Consider the following 15,044-nt stretch of genomic DNA (forward strand, 5'->3'; position numbering starts at 1 on the left):
GAGATCAACGGCCAGCCGGCTTGAGGGGTAGGCAAAAGGTGAGCGGCGACCCGACACTGGAGCGGATAGCCCAAGGCGAAGGACTGGCGTTGTGTGCGGCGGGCAACTGGACAGCCCGCTTTGCGCCCGCGCTCGAGCGGATCGTCTCCGACGCCGAGAAGCTGCGCGGCAGCCGTCCCCACATCTTCATCGACGTGTCGCAGGTCGCGAGCCTCGACACGTTCGGCGCGTGGCTGATCGAGCGGCTGCGCCGCAGCCTCAGCGATGCCAGCGCCGAAGCCGAGATCGCGGGCCTCTCGGCCAATTATTCCAGCCTGGTCGACGAGGTCCGCCGCGTCGGCCCCGCGCCCAAGGCCGCGAGCGAACCGCTGCTGATATCGGGCATGCTCGAGCAGATCGGGCGCACCGTGGCCGGGGTCAGCGGCACCATCATCGGCCTCGTTGATATGCTCGGTGCGGTGCTGGCCGCGGCCGCCAAGGTGCTGATCCATCCGCGCAGCTTCCGCTTCACCTCGACTGTGCATCACCTCGAGCAGGTCTGCTTGCGCGCGGTGCCGATCGTCGTGCTGATCACCTTCCTGATCGGCTGCATCATCTCGCAGCAGGGCATCTTCCATTTCCGCAGGTTCGGCGCCGATATCTTCGTGGTCGACATGCTGGGTGTGCTGGTGTTGCGCGAGATCGGCGTGCTGCTGGTCGCGATCATGGTCGCGGGCCGTTCCGGCTCGGCCTATACCGCCGAACTCGGCTCGATGAAGATGCGCGAGGAGATCGACGCGCTGCGCACCATGGGCTTCGATCCGATCGAGGTCTTGATCCTGCCGCGCATGCTGGCACTGGTGCTGGCGCTGCCGATCCTGGCCTTCCTCGGCGCGATGGCCGCGCTCTATGGCGGCGGCCTGGTGGCCTGGCTCTATGGCGGCGTCGATCCGGAGGCCTTCCTGCTCCGCCTTCGTGATGCCATATCGATCGACCATTTCATCGTCGGCATGGTCAAGGCGCCTGTGATGGCTGCGGTGATCGGCATCGTCGCCTGCGTCGAGGGACTGGCGGTACAGGGCTCGGCGGAGTCGCTCGGACAGCACACCACCGCGTCGGTGGTGAAAGGGATCTTCTTCGTGATCGTGATGGACGGCGTGTTCGCGATCTTCTTCGCCTCGATCGGGATGTGATCATGGCGGAGCAGGACATCGACGCCATCATCCGGGTCCGCGACATCACGGTCCAGTTCGGCAACACCCGTGTGCTCGACGGCCTCGACCTCGACGTCAAGCGCGGCGAGATCCTCGGCTTCGTCGGCCCGTCCGGCGCCGGCAAATCGGTGCTGACGCGCACGATCATCGGACTCGTGCCGAAAGTCTCCGGCCGCATCGAAGTGTTTGGCGTCGATCTCGATGCCGCGAACTCGGCGCAGCGCCGCGCCGTCGAGCGGCGCTGGGGCATCCTGTTCCAGCAGGGCGCGCTGTTCTCCTCGCTCACGGTGCGCCAGAACATCCAGTTTCCGGCGCGCGAATATCTGCGGGTCTCGCAGCGGCTGCTCGACGAGATCATGGTGGCGAAGCTGGTGATGGTCGGGCTGAAGCCCGAGGTCGCCGATCGCTATCCGTCGGAACTGTCCGGCGGCATGATCAAGCGCGTCGCGCTGGCGCGCGCGCTCGCGCTCGATCCGGAGCTCGTGTTTCTCGACGAGCCGACGTCGGGCCTCGATCCGATCGGCGCCGGCGATTTCGACGAGTTGGTGCGCACCCTGCAGCGCACTTTGGGGCTGACCGTTTTCATGGTAACCCACGATCTCGACAGTCTTTACACGGCGTGCGACCGTATCGCCGTTTTAGGGAACGGTAAGATCATTGCTGCAGGATCGATCGCCGACATGAAGGCATCGCAGCATCCGTGGTTGCAGCAATATTTCAACGGCAAGCGCGCCCGCGCCGTTGTGGCCTAGCCCATGATCCCGAAACGAAAAGACCGGTTTTCGGACGAGATCATGCGCCAACAGGGAATTCGACGGGTTCGAACGCAGGCCGACTGCGCGAGCGCCCAAGAGTGATGAACGCGAGCAATTGATGGAAACGCGGGCGAACTACGTCTTGATCGGGGCTTTCACGCTGGCGGTAATCGCCGCGGCGTTCGGCTTCGTGCTGTGGTTCCAGAGCCTGCACACCACCAAGCAGCGCAGCCCCTTGCGGGTGATCTTCGAGGGGCCGGCGTCGGGCCTGCGCAACGGCGGCAATGTCAATTTTAACGGTATCCGGATAGGGGAAGTGGTCTCGGTCAAGCTCGACAACCCCAGGCGCGTGGTCGCGCTGGCGATGATCGAGAACAACGCACCGCTGCGCAAGGACACCCTGGTCGGCCTCGAATTCCAGGGCCTGACCGGCGTCGCCGCGATCTCGCTGAAGGGCGGCGAGGAGGCCGCTCCGCCGGTGCCGCTGGATGAGGATGGCATCCCGGTTCTGACCGCCGACCCGAATGCGCTGCAGGATGTCACCGAAGCGATCCGCGCTACCCTGCAAAACGTCAACCGCATCGTCGCCGACAATCAGCAGTCGGTGAAGAATTCGCTGAAGAATCTCGAGGTCTTCACCCAGGCGCTGGCGCGCAATTCCGAGAAGATCGACAACGTCATGCTCAAGGTCGACGGCGTGATGGGCAAGGCCGACAATCTGATGCTGGGCCTCAATGCGATCGCGGGCGGCAACAATGGCAGCGAGCTGAACCTGATGGTGAAGTCGATCCGCGAGCTCGCCGACGATCTCGACAAGCGATCCAATCTCCTGATCAACGACGGCCGCCGCACGCTGTCCGACATCAGCCGCGCCGTGAACAATTTCGACCGCAACCCGAGCCGGGTGATCTTCGGCGGCAGCAACAATGCCGCACCAGAGCCCGCGCCGGCTCCGGCCGCAGCACCGGCCGGCCCGCGGCGCCGGCAGCAATAGGCTACGCGCCCTCCGTTCGTCCCGACGATCGTCGCAGTCCTACTGGGGCGCCGCCTCAGATGGCTCGGCTGCTTCAGGAACGAAGCGGCGATAGCGGTCGTCCGGATACGTCTGCTCGGAGTGAATCGTCAGGCTGCGTACGCGGTGGGGATCGGATGCCGCATCGACGACGCCGTTCGTTGCCGGCCATTCGCGACCGGACGCATCGCGAGTCTCACCGCCGGCCGGCCGGACGGGCGTCGTTCGAACGAGAGGCGTGTCGGCTGCCGGCTTGTTCGGCTCCTGTATTTTGATGGTCCGGATTTTGGACGGCTGGATCGGGTCCGCCGTCGCAACCGCGGCGACCCCAATTATCCCGAGCATCGTCAGCGCGACGATGGGCCGCCAGGGTGCGAGCAACATCTGAACCCTCCCAGCTCGTTCTCCCGCAAAACTTAGTCTTGCGGCGGTCAAAAGCAAAACGGAGGCATCGCTGCCTCCGTTTCTTGTACTGCGATGGTTCGAACGCTTACCCCAGCCGTCCCGCGGCGTGGGCAAGCAGGGTGTAGACCAGCCCGGTTTCCGAGGTCAGGTGGCCGCTCAGCTCCTGCTGGCCGCGACCTTCGCGGGCGACTTCGTCGAGCAGGCGCTCGAATTCCGCGATGTAGCGGTCGACCGTCTGCTTGAAGCCGCGGTCGGCGCGGTACTTGCGGGCCACCTCGTCGAAGGCCTTCTGGCCGGCCGGCGTGTAGAGGCGCTTGGAGAACGCCTTGTTCTCGCCGCGCTGGTAGCGATCCCACATCTCGGCCGCAAGCGTGCGGTCCATCAGCCGGCCGATGTCGAGCGACAGCGATTCCAGCGGATTGGCGGTCGGCTGCTGTTGCGGACGCGGGCGCTGCTGGGCGTCGCGGTTCTGCGGGGCAGGCGGCGGCGCGTCGCTGCGGTTGAGCAGGTCGGACAGCCAGCCATCGCCGTTGTTGGGGCCGGCCGGGCTGACCGACGGGGCCTCGGTGCGGCGCGAGGTGGTTGCCATGCCGAGATCCGGCGGCGGCAGCGTCGCGGCGCTGTTGCCATTGTCGCGCACGCTGTCCCGCATGCGCACGTCGGCGCGGCCGCCGGCGGCAGCCATCACCGGCTCCTCGTGGCGGACGCTGGCGCGGTTGGACGAGACCACGTCGAGCCCGCGGCCGTGATGGGCGACGATGCGGTTCAGCTCGGCCAGGGCCTCGATCTGGTCGACGATCACCTTGCGCATCTGCGCAGTGTTTTCGGCGGCCTCCTGCGGCATTTCCAGCACGCCGCGGCGCAGCTCGTTGCGGGTGGCCTCGAGCTCGCTGTGCATCTCGCTCGCCATCTGCTTCATCGCCGTGACCATCGCGGAGAACTTCTCCGTCGATTCCTTGAACATCGCATCGGTCTCGGCGTTGCTCTGCTGGTAGAGGTCGCTCATGGCGTCGACGGTCTGCTGACGCTCGTTCTCGGCGGCCATGCGCACCGCCTCGAACTGCTTGCTGATCGCAGCCGAACCGGCGCCTGCGGTCTCCGCCACCACGCGCGCGATGTCGCGGGCGCGTTCTTCGGCCGCGCCGAGCGATTCATCGAGCAGCCCGGTGAAGCGCGACAGCCGCTGGTCGAGATCGGTGGTGCGCAGATCGATGGTCGTGACCAGCGATTCCAGCGCCGACTTGCGCTCGCTGACGGAGGCCGTCGTTGAGCGGTTGGCCTGTTCGACCACGGCAGCCGCCTCGATCAGCGCCTTGCCATGGGTCTCGAACTGGCTCGACAGTGCGCCGAGATCTTCCAGCGCCTTGCCGGTCTTGCTGTTGAACACCGTGAGCTGGTCTTCCAGCGTCTGGGTCGCCACGCCGTTGCGCGAGGTGACGTCGTTCATGGCGGACACGAAGTCGGCCACGCGGGTCACCAGCGCGCGCTCCAGCGAGTTGAGGTTGTCGTGGGCGCCGGTCAGCACTTCCTGCAGCAGGATGTTGCCCTCGCGCAGCCGCTCGAACAGCGCCACCGTATCGGTGCGCAGGATCTTGCTGGTCTCCTGCATCTCCGTGACGGCCGAGATCGAGACCTGGCGCGACTGGTCGATCGCCGCGCGCGAGGCCTGCTCGAGCTCCTTGAGCGACTTCGCCACCGCGCCGGTCGCCTGATCGCCGGCCGAGGTGATGTTGCGCGCGACATCGCCGCCATGCGCCGCCATCGACTGCGAGAAGGCGAGGCCGCGGGTTTCGATCGCCCTCAGCGCGTCCGCGGTGGCGCGATCCATGTCGTTCGACAGCTGCGTGGTCTTGGCGGTCAGCGCCTCGACCAGCGAGCCGCGGCGACCGTCGACCATCTGCGACAGCCGCTCGGTCTGCTGCTGCACATAGGTGACGATCTCGTCGGTCTTGCCGGTCATCGCCGAGCCGAATGCGCTGGAAGCGGACAGCACCGAACGTTCGATGTCGGCGGAGGTCGTCTTGACCTTGGTCGAGACCTCGTTGGACATGGTGATCAGCGCGGCCTGTGCGTTCTGCGCAGAGGTCTGGATGTTGTCGGTGGTCTTGGCCGTGACCGAACCCAGCGCGCGCTCGATATCGGTCGAGAGCGTGCGGATCTGGGCGGCGGCATCGGCGGAGGTCGCCGCAAACGAGCTCTGGGCCTCGCGGGCGCTGCCCAGGATGGTCTGTGCAGTCTCCGCGCTGGTCGTGGTCAGCGAGCGCTCGATCTCGACCGAGATCGCGCGGATCTGGGTTGCGGCCTCGTTGGACGTTGCCACGAACGAGTTCTGGGCATCGCGGGCGCTGCCGAGGATCGTCTGGGCGGTGTTGGTGCCGACCGAGGTCAGGGTGCGCTCGACATCGGCTGCCAGCGACTTGACGTGGTTGGCTGCATCCGTCGACGCGGTGACGAGGGTGTTCTGCGCCTCGCGCGCGCCGGCCGTCAGCACCTCGACGGTGCCGGAACCGGCCATCGACAGCGCGCGCTGGATATCGGCAGCAAGCGCCGACACCTTTGTCGCAGACTCGGTCGATGCGTTGACCAGCATGCTCTGGGCTTCACGCGCGCCTGCCGTGATCGATTCCGCGGTGGCGGAGCCGGCCATCGACAGCGAGCGCTCCATGTCGGCCGCCAGCGTGCGGACCAGATCGGTGGCCTCGGTGGATGCGCCGGCCAGCGTGCTCTGGGCCTCGCGGGCGGAGGCGACGATGGCTTCCGCGGTGGCCGAGCCTGCCATCGACAGCGAACGCTCGATGTCGGCCGACAGGGTGCGGACCAGATTGGTGGCGTCGGTCGAGGCGCCGGCCAGCGTGTTCTGGGCCTCGCGGGCGGAGGCGACGACGGCTTCCGCGGTCGCGGTGCCGGCGGTCGAGAGCGAGTGCTGCATGTCGGCCGCGAGCGTGCGGACCAGGTTGGTGGCTTCGGTCGACGCGCCGGCCAGCGTGCTCTGGGCCTCGCGGGCGGAGGCGACGACGGCTTCCGCGGTCGCGGAGCCGGCCATCGACAGCGAGCGCTCGACGTCGCTGGCGAGCGACTTCACCTGACCGGTGACGTCGGCCGATGTCGCGATCAGCGTGGTCTGGGCCTCGCGGGCGCCGGTCATGATCGCTTCGGCAGCGGCAGAGCCGGACATCGACAGCGATTGCTCGACATCGGAAGCCAGCGACTTGACCTGGCTTGCGGCTTCGATCGAGGCCGAGACCAGCGTGGTCTGCGCGTCGCGGGCGCCCGACAGCACCGAGGCTGCGGTGGCGCTACCGGCCGCCTGCAGCGTGCGCTCGACGTCCTCCGACAGCGCCTTGATCTGCGAGGCGACGTCGCCGGAGGCGGAGACCAGCGAGACCTGGGCGTCGCGGGCACTGGTGAGGATCGAGTTGGCGGCGCTGGTGCCGACGGCGGTCAGCACGCTCTCGACCTCGGCGGAGCTCTGCTTGAGCTGGTTGCCGACATCCGCGGACACGGTGAGCAGCGCCTGCTGCGCGGTGCGCGCGCCGGTCTGGATGGTTTCGCTGGTGTTGACCACGAGGTTGGTCAGCGAGCGCTCGGCGTCCTCGACATGGGACTTGATGCTCGACGACAACATTTCGGCGCGGGACATCAGGTCCTCGCTCGCCTGGCGGCCGCTGCTCTCGATGCGGCCGGCGACGGCCTCGACGCGCGAGCCCAAGAGGTCCTCGAACTGCGCGACGCGGGTGTCGATGTCACCGGCGATGACGCCGACGCGGCTCTCGATGCCCTGCTGGATGTCGGCGAAGCGCGCCGAGATGGTGTCGGTCAGGTTCGAGCTATGACCGCTGATGGTGTCGACGAGGCGGCTGTTGTGACCGTTGATGGTATCGGCGAGGCGGGTGCTGTGGCCGTTGATGGTGTCGACCAGGCGGTTGCTGTGGCCGTCGATGGTCTCGGTGACGCCGTTGATGCGGTGGTCGACCGCGGCGATCGCCTGCACGGTGCCCTCGGTCAGGGTCGTGGTGAGCAGGCCGAGGCGCGAGTCGATCGAGTGGATCGCCTGGGTGGCGCCTTCGGTCAGCTGGGTCGCGAGCGTGCCGAGATGGCCGTCGATGGTGTCGGTGACCGACTTGGCGCGGCTCTCGAAGGTGACTTCGAGCGTCCGCATGCGGCCGTCGATCGCGTCATCCAGCGACTGCAGGCGGCCGTCGAACGAGCCGATCTTGGTGGCGAGCGATGAGTCGAACGACGACAGCTTGTCGGACAGCGAGGCGTCGAGATTGGTGACGCGGCTGCCCAGCGTGGTCTCGAATTGCAGCAGGCGCTGGTCGAGCGAAGCGGTGATCTCGCCGCTATTGCTGGTGACGCGATTGTCGAAGGTGTCGACATAGGTCTTCAGGCTGTCGGCGATGTCCTGGGTCCGCTGGCCCATGCGCTCGACGATGTCGCCGCCGAACGTCTTCACGGTGCGGTCGAATTCCGAGATGTGGCGGGTGATCAGCGCGCCGAGCGTGCCGGAGTCGCGGGCGAATTTCTCGGCGAGCTCGCTGCCGTGGTTCTTCACCAGGTCGTCGAACGCGCTCATCTGCAGCGACAGCGAGTCGTGCGCGGTCTCGGTCTGGCCCACCACCTTGGCGACCAGCGAATTGACGGTGACGTCGAGCGCTTCGCTCGCCCTGTCGCCGGACGTCATGATCTGGCCGGCGAGGCGGTTGCCGGCGTCGTCGATCTTGCTGACCAGGTCGTTGCTGCGCAGTTCGAGCTCGAGCAGCAGCGAGTCCGCGGAATTCTTCAGGGAGTCGTGGACCTCTTCGGTGCGGTCGGAGATGCCGTCGACGATCGCAGACGAACGCTGCTCGAACTCGCCGGTGATGCGGTCGATGCGCTCGTTCAGCATCTCGTGGACGCGGTCGGCCAGGTCGACGAACTCGTCATGGACATGGCCGGTCTTGAAGTTGAGGCTGGTGGTGAGCCGCTCGGAGGCGTCCATCACCGCGCGCGTGGTCTCGGCGCTGGCTTCCTCGAGGCGGTCGAGCAGGTCGCCGCCGCGCTCGCCGAGCGCGAGGATCATGTTGTCGCCGGCATGGCTCAGCGCAGTCGTGATGTGCTGGCCGCGCTCTTCGAGCGCGCCGGTGATGCTCTTGGCGACCTCGTCGACGCGCGAGGCAATCGCGTCCGAGATCAGCGCGATGTCGTGGCGCAGGTCGATCTGCACGCCGGAGATCGCGCTGCGCACCTGCTCGGCCTGGCCGACCAGATTGTCGCGCTGATGGGCGATGTCCTGCAGCAGCGCGCGGATACGCACTTCATTGTCGGAATAGGCGCGCTCCAGCGCCGCCACCTCGTTGGCAACCAGGGTCTCGAGCTCGCCGGCGCGCGCGATCGCGCGTTCGACGCCGTCGCCCATCGCCGCGACCTCGCGGCGGATCGCCTGGCCGACCGTCACCATGGAATCGGCGGCGGCGTTTTCCGGCTCGGAGAATCGCATTGCGACCTGCGCCATCGATTGCGCGATCATCTGCATGCGCTGACCGTGCGAGGCGAGGCTGGCGAGATAATAGAACAGCAGCACCGGAACGGCGAACAGCGCGGCGAGGCCGGCGAGCACCAGGACGCCGGTGCCCTGGGCCATCGAAGCCTGCAGGGCCGGCCAGAACGCGATGGTGAGGATGACGCCGCCGAGCAGCCAGGCGCCGGAGCAGACGAAAAACAGCGTGAAGGCGTTGCGGGCGCGGCCTCCCTGCAGCGTCTGCAGCATCTGGCCGATGGTCTCGCGATCATCATTGGCGGCGCGGCGCGGCGCGCGCGGCTCCTCGATCGGCTCGAACACCGAACGATCGGTATTCGCACGGGACTCGAACGATGCGGCCGAAAAATCCGGAGCTGACGGCGGCAGGCTCGGCGGCGCGGCGCCGTCGTTGAGGGGGCTGCGGCTCTCCGCGCCTTGCTCGCTGATGTTGAGGGCTTCCTGGATGGCAGAAAGCGCGACTTCGGTGGGATCTTTGACCTTCTTGGGAGTGTTCGCCATGTTCAGTCTGAGCCCTCTCACTATTTTACGCGTCGGCGAGCCTGCGATCGTCCCCACGCAAGCTCGAAGCCGGTGCCCACAAGCGGAGCGCAAGCGCCCCCTCGGCGGCTTGTCCGCTACATCCGCAAACATCCTATTGGGAGAGCGATGCGAATGAAATGCTTGCGATTAATACTTTCTTAATCATCGTTAACAGCTTTGCGCCATAAGGCCTTATGGGTACTCGAAATTCCTGCCGCAGAGGGCCGATTGTGTCCGGAAATTGTCCAGAATCGGGCGGTTTTGCCGATCGTCCCGACAACAATTCGTTAACCAGTTTCGTGATTGGCTGGGCGAACGGTCCGCCGGTGAAGCCCGGCAGAGACGACAGGGACAGGCCATGCCGCTTCATCTCGAACGGGTCGAATGGACGCAATCGCCGCCGCTCGCGCCGGGCGACGGGCCGATCGACGTCGATCACCTCAGGCGGATGACGCTGGGCGACCCGGGGCTGGAGCGGGAAGTGCTGGCGATGTTCTCGACCCAGTCGGCCCGGATCCTTGGCGAGCTGGCTGCCTTGCCGCCGGAGGCTCCGACCCACGCCCACACCCTGAAAGGATCGGCGCGGGCGATTGGCGCCTTCGGCGTTGCCGAGGCGGCCGCCAACCTGGAAACCGCGCTCACCGCCGGTTCCGACCCGGCCCAGCCGCTCGCCGCGCTCGGGGCCGCGATCGCCGAAGCGCGCACGGCGATCGAGCTGATTCTGGGCCGCTCCTAGCCTTATCGGCCCTCTCCACGGCCTGCGGCAACGGGTAGGGCGCCGCCCCTGGCCGGCCGGCAGGTTTTCGGTCTCCGTGCTAGCGCTGTACGGATCGACCCGTTATACGACTGCCGGGACCTTTCCAACCATCGTCCGGCGCATTCCGGCAGCACGAGCAATCATGGCCAAAATACACTTTATCGACCATTCCGGAGAGAAACGCTCCATTGATATCGAGAACGGCGCGACGGTGATGGAAGGTGCGATCCGCAACGCCATTCCCGGCATTGAAGCCGAATGCGGTGGCGCCTGCGCCTGTGCGACCTGCCATGTCTATGTCGATGACGCGTGGCGCGAGAAGGTCGGCGCGCCGTCGCCGATGGAAGAGGACATGCTGGATTTCGGCTTCGACGTGCGTCCGAATTCGCGGCTGTCCTGCCAGATCAAGGTGACCGACGATCTCGACGGACTGGTCGTGTCGACGCCGGAGCGGCAGGCCTGACCTGATTTATTCGCCGTCCGGGTTCACACCGCGACGGACCCAGCGGCGGAAGTTCTCTTTGACCTCCGCCGGCAGCGGTGTCGGTCTGCGCGTGGCCTCATCGATCATCACGGTGACCGCCCTCGCCGACGCCACGCATCTCCCTTCCGAAAATACCACCTGATCGAAAGTGGTCGACGTCCGTCCGAACTTGACGAGACCGAGCCCGAGCTCGATCTGTCCCGGCCAGTGCAGCTCGGCGCGGAAATGGATGTCGAGCCGCACCATGATCCAGCCAAGCCCGGCCGGCATCAGCCCCATGCTGAGGTCCTTCACCAGCGTGACGCGGCCGGTCTCAAAATAGCTCGCATAGACGGCGTTGTTGACGTGCCCGTTCGGGTCGAGATCGGCAAAGCGCACATTGTCGGACAGGCGATAGGGAAAGTCTTCCAGGCGCGGTGCATCGTCGGCGCGGACAGGGGCATTCACGAGGGGGATCTCCGTCGGTTTCCCGCCCATACAGCCGAGTTACGCAGGCTCGGCAAGGGGTTGCCGCGCCAGCCGCTGTCCCTATTATGCATGTCCCGATCCGGCCCACTCGGCTGGACAGGCGAGAGCCGTCCAGTCGATCTCAACTGAAAAGAAGCGGACATGAGCGAAGCGATCAAGACCGATGTGCTGATAATTGGCGCGGGCCCCTGTGGACTGTTCGCCGTGTTCGAACTGGGCCTGCTCGACATGAAGGTGCATCTGGTCGACATCCTCGACAAGATCGGCGGGCAGTGCGCCGAGCTCTATCCGGAGAAGCCGATCTACGACATTCCCGGGATTCCCTTTGTCACCGGCCAGGGCCTGACCGAGCAACTGCTGGAGCAGATCAAGCCGTTCGGCGCGACCTTCCATCTCAACGAGATGGTGGAGAGCATCGAGAAGATCGGCGATCCCCTGTTCCGCGTGAAGACCGATGCCGGCAAGGAGTTCGAGGTCAAGGTCGTCGTGATCTCCGCGGGCGGCGGTTCGTTCCAGCCGAAGCGCCCGCCGGTGCCGGGCATCGAGGCCTATGAGGGCACGTCAGTGTTCTATGCCGTGCGCAAGATGGAGCAGTTCCGCGACAAGAACATCCTGATCGTCGGCGGCGGCGACTCCGCGCTCGACTGGACGCTCAACCTGCATCCGATCGCCAAGCGCATCACGCTGCTGCACCGGCGCGACGATTTCCGCGCGGCGCCGCACAGCGTCGAGCAGATGCGTGCGCTGGTTGCCGACGGCAAGATGGATCTGAAGATCGGCCAGGTCACCGGGCTCGAAGGCGCCAACGGTCAACTCTCGGGCGCCGCGCTGAAGGGCAACGACAATGCGATGTCGACGATCGCCTGCGATACGATGCTGCCGTTCTTCGGGCTCACCATGAAGCTCGGTCCGGTCGCGAACTGGGGCGTAGCGCTGGAGAACAATCTGGTGCCGGTCGACACCGCAGCGTTCGAGACCAACGTTTCAGGCATCTTCGCGATCGGCGACATCAACACCTATCCGGGCAAGCTGAAGCTCATTCTCTCCGGCTTCCACGAGGGCGCGTTGATGGCGCAGAAGGCGCACCGCTACGTGTATCCCGACAAGCGGCTGGTGTTCCAGTACACAACCTCGTCATCAAGTTTGCAGAAGAAGCTTGGGGTGAACTGATTCCACTTCAGCAGCGACCAATGCCGGGGGCATGGGCCATTGCCCGTGCGGCGCGGGTACTGGAACACTCCGCGAAATGGCCGTAGTCTGCTCGTAATCGAGTTTGTCGATTGATCAGGTGATGATGATGCGGAACACGCTATCCAGACTTCGGCTGATCCTGGCGATCGCCACGGCCTTTGCGCTAGCTGCTCCGCTTGCAGCTTCCGCGGCCGAGCTATCGGCGGCCGGACTCTGGCAGAAGATCGAAGACGGCAAGCCCGAAGGCTGGTTCCTGGTGATCGAGCGCAACGGCCTGTTCGAAGGCATGATCGCAAAGATGTTCTCGGCGCCCGACGATCCGCCCAATCCGGTCTGCTCGAAATGCACCGACGATCGCAAGGACATGCCGTGGCTTGGCATTCCCCTGATCCGCGACATGAAGCGCAACGGGCTCGCCTATGAAGGCGGCAACGTGCTCGATCCGCGCAACGGCAAGGTCTACAAGGCCAAGATGACGCTGAGCGCCGATGGACAGACGCTGACCATGCGCGGCTATCTCGGCATCTCGCTGTTCGGCAAGGACGAGGTCTGGACCCGGCTGCCGGACACCGCGCTGGCGCAGCTCGATCCCACAATCGTCGCCAAATATCTGCCCGCACAAGCCGCAGCGATGAAGCCGCCACCGGCGCCCTTGCCCGCGACGAAGCGGCACTAGACATCCTCATTGGGATCACGTTGGTTCGCGGCCGCACGCGTGCGGCGTCGCGAGCGTGCAGCGTTCAGCGTTGCTCCGGTGCCGTCGGCAATGGCGCGACCGGCTCGGAGATCACTTCAGGCACCGTGGTGTTCAATCGCAGCACGGTGGCGGCTGCGGGGACCGCGGCATCGGCCATCGCCGCATGACCTTCGGCGCTGGGATGCACCGCGCCGCCATACACCGCCGACAGGATGCCCCATGTCGCATCGTGGATGTCGGTTGGCTGCATCGAGGACGGCAGGCCCTGCGGGTAGGTCATCGCCGCGAAATAGCTGTCATTGGCATCGCGGATCCAGCGCGCACGCGGCAGATAGGCGCGGTATTCGCCGGCGCTGCGGCCGCATTTGAGCGGCTGGTTGGCCGCGGCGACGATGTCGGAGACGAAGCTGTCGCCGTTGGCGGCGAAGCAGTCGCGGTCGAACTCCGGATCGGTCGACGCGCGTGCGCAGAAGCCGTGGCTTGCAAACGCATCCTGATGCGCATCGACGAAGGTCATGCGTTCGGCCTGCGGACTGCGGCAGATGATGCCGGACTGGCACTGCGCGATCGCCTTGAGCTGCGGCAAGAATTCGTTCTGCACGAAGCCCGAGACCGCCGCGAGCCGCTTCGGATCGGCGTTGAACGAGGGATGGACCTCGAAGCCGGCGCGGCCGCCGGGGCAGGGCGCGCCGCCATTGGCCAGCGCCGGATTGGCGTAGGCGGTGTAGACCACGTGCGAGAGGTCGCCGCCGACCAACGGCTTCAGCGCATCGCGCAGCTTGGCGAAATCGGCCGGCAGGTCGCGCGCCAGTGCCGAACGGGCATCGTCGACGCTGGCCATCGAGCCGCCCTGGCTGAACAGCGCGCGTTCGGTCGGCGTGTCGACGATCACGTTGGCGACGAGGCCGGAGAAATAGATGTCGTTGGCGCCGACCGACAGCAGCACGAGATCGAGCGTGCGGTCCGGCTGCCGGCGCTTGACGGCTGCGAGTGCCGTGCGCAGCTCCGCGATCTGGCCGTTGACGGTGCCCGAGCAGGTGTTGGCGGTTTTCGTCGGCAGACATTCCCGCGCCTGCTGCGAGCCGAGCAGGCCGTCGGCGATGGTGGCGCCGGTGCAGGCCAGCGGCAGATAGGTCACCGCGATGTGCGGGTATTGCACGGCGAGCGCAAGCGCGGTGCGGGTCTGGTAGCTGTACAGCGAACGGTGACAGGCCGAGTTGAGCCACAGCGCGCTTTGGCGCTGCCAGTTGGTCAGGGTGTCGGGCGCTTCGCAGGCGCGGCCGCCTTTGTAGCCGGCGCGGCTCGGCCGGTAGTATTGCGCGCCGCCGAGATAGGAGCGGAAGCAGAACCCTTCGTCGGAGAGGGCGATCGCGCGATCGGGATTGCCTTCGCCGGATGCGATGCTGTCGCCGAGGCCGGCGATCAGCAAATCGCGCACCGCGATCTGGGTCGTCACGCGCTGGTTTGCATCCGAGCCGCTGGCGACGTCGACGGTCGCGACCGTGGTGCGGCCGTAGCGGACGCGCAGATTGACCGGCTCGGCGCAATCGAATGTCGAGGATTGCGGCCCATCGCCGTCGTCGAACGACCAGGCGCAGGTCGCGCCGACCGGAACCGGACCCGTGAGCCGCACCACGATCGGGTGATCGATCGGCGTCAGATAGCTTTCCTTGACGTTGTCGCGGGTGCAGGGCTCGCTGACGCGGCCTTGCAGGTCGATGCAGAGCCGGTTGACCGTGTTGCGCGCCCAGCCGCGGCCGTCGCTTTGCATCTCCAGCGCCTGTTCCGAGGCCAGCACGCTGCGGCCGAGCCCGCTTTCGACATGCAGGCGGAAGTCGCGTTCCTCGCGGAACAGCCGGAAGCGGTTGCGGACCTCCCAGGAGATCGAGAGCTGGCTATCCTGCGCGTCCGCGGCTGAAGCCAATACCGCCGCGAGCGCGCTGCCGAGCAGCACGCTGCAGACCGTTGCGCGAAACGAAAATCGAACCAAAGAGCCAATCATGGCGCGGTTTGACGCGAGTGGTACGGCGAAAATAAGAGAA

Annotated in this window: 11 protein-coding genes; 7 read left to right on the forward strand and 4 right to left on the reverse strand. The window is 66.3% G+C overall.

Annotated features, from left to right (window positions below):
* Positions 1 to 38: 38 nt before the first annotated feature.
* The 3 genes from AAFG07_RS15375 to AAFG07_RS15385 all read left to right on the forward strand — a co-directional run bounded on the left by AAFG07_RS15375 (position 39) and on the right by AAFG07_RS15385 (position 2,942).
* Positions 39 to 1,172 (forward strand): ABC transporter permease, encoded by a 1,134-nt coding sequence (locus AAFG07_RS15375; RefSeq protein WP_342728016.1) that lies wholly within the window; start codon positions 39 to 41, stop codon positions 1,170 to 1,172.
* Between the two features lie 2 nt (positions 1,173 to 1,174).
* Positions 1,175 to 1,945: an ABC transporter ATP-binding protein gene (locus AAFG07_RS15380; RefSeq protein WP_092115459.1), complete on the forward strand. Its 771-nt coding sequence runs from the start codon at positions 1,175 to 1,177 to the stop codon at positions 1,943 to 1,945.
* A 121-nt stretch (positions 1,946 to 2,066) separates the two neighbouring features.
* Complete coding sequence (locus AAFG07_RS15385; RefSeq protein WP_106328293.1) at positions 2,067 to 2,942, forward strand: MlaD family protein; 876 nt, start codon at positions 2,067 to 2,069, stop codon at positions 2,940 to 2,942.
* 39 nt (positions 2,943 to 2,981) lie between these two features.
* Here the strand turns inward: AAFG07_RS15385 and AAFG07_RS15390 are convergent, their stop codons facing one another.
* Positions 2,982 to 3,344, reverse strand: a complete 363-nt coding sequence (locus AAFG07_RS15390; RefSeq protein ID WP_342728017.1) for a hypothetical protein — start codon at positions 3,342 to 3,344, stop codon at positions 2,982 to 2,984.
* Positions 3,345 to 3,450: 106 nt separating this feature from the next.
* Positions 3,451 to 9,384, reverse strand: a complete 5,934-nt coding sequence (locus AAFG07_RS15395) for a negative regulator of septation ring formation (protein WP_342728018.1) — start codon at positions 9,382 to 9,384, stop codon at positions 3,451 to 3,453.
* A gap of 379 nt (positions 9,385 to 9,763) precedes the next feature.
* On the opposite strand from AAFG07_RS15395, the gene AAFG07_RS15400 reads away from it, so the two are divergent.
* A complete protein-coding gene (locus tag AAFG07_RS15400; protein WP_092115455.1) occupies positions 9,764 to 10,141 on the forward strand; it encodes an Hpt domain-containing protein in 378 nt (125 codons plus the stop codon).
* A gap of 163 nt (positions 10,142 to 10,304) precedes the next feature.
* Positions 10,305 to 10,625, forward strand: a complete 321-nt coding sequence (locus tag AAFG07_RS15405) for a 2Fe-2S iron-sulfur cluster-binding protein (protein WP_092115454.1) — start codon at positions 10,305 to 10,307, stop codon at positions 10,623 to 10,625.
* Between the two features lie 6 nt (positions 10,626 to 10,631).
* On the opposite strand, the gene AAFG07_RS15410 is transcribed toward AAFG07_RS15405, so the two are convergent.
* The gene (locus tag AAFG07_RS15410; RefSeq protein ID WP_342728019.1) at positions 10,632 to 11,093 is read right to left on the reverse strand and encodes a thioesterase family protein; all 462 of its coding nucleotides are present in this window, start codon (positions 11,091 to 11,093) and stop codon (positions 10,632 to 10,634) included.
* Positions 11,094 to 11,255: 162 nt separating this feature from the next.
* Between AAFG07_RS15410 and AAFG07_RS15415 the strand changes: the two genes are divergently transcribed.
* Positions 11,256 to 12,284 (forward strand): NAD(P)/FAD-dependent oxidoreductase, encoded by a 1,029-nt coding sequence (locus AAFG07_RS15415; protein WP_342728020.1) that lies wholly within the window; start codon positions 11,256 to 11,258, stop codon positions 12,282 to 12,284.
* A 127-nt stretch (positions 12,285 to 12,411) separates the two neighbouring features.
* Complete coding sequence (locus tag AAFG07_RS15420) at positions 12,412 to 12,981, forward strand: DUF2147 domain-containing protein (protein ID WP_342728021.1); 570 nt, start codon at positions 12,412 to 12,414, stop codon at positions 12,979 to 12,981.
* Between the two features lie 64 nt (positions 12,982 to 13,045).
* Here AAFG07_RS15420 and AAFG07_RS15425 read toward each other — a convergent pair whose 3' ends face one another.
* Positions 13,046 to 15,004 carry a hypothetical protein gene (locus tag AAFG07_RS15425; protein ID WP_342728022.1) on the reverse strand — a complete coding sequence of 653 codons (1,959 nt, stop codon included), beginning with the start codon at positions 15,002 to 15,004 and terminating at the stop codon, positions 13,046 to 13,048.
* Positions 15,005 to 15,044 lie beyond the last annotated feature (40 nt).

Origin of the sequence: Bradyrhizobium sp. B097, from assembly GCF_038957035.1 — a bacterium.
Classification (GTDB): domain Bacteria; phylum Pseudomonadota; class Alphaproteobacteria; order Rhizobiales; family Xanthobacteraceae; genus Bradyrhizobium.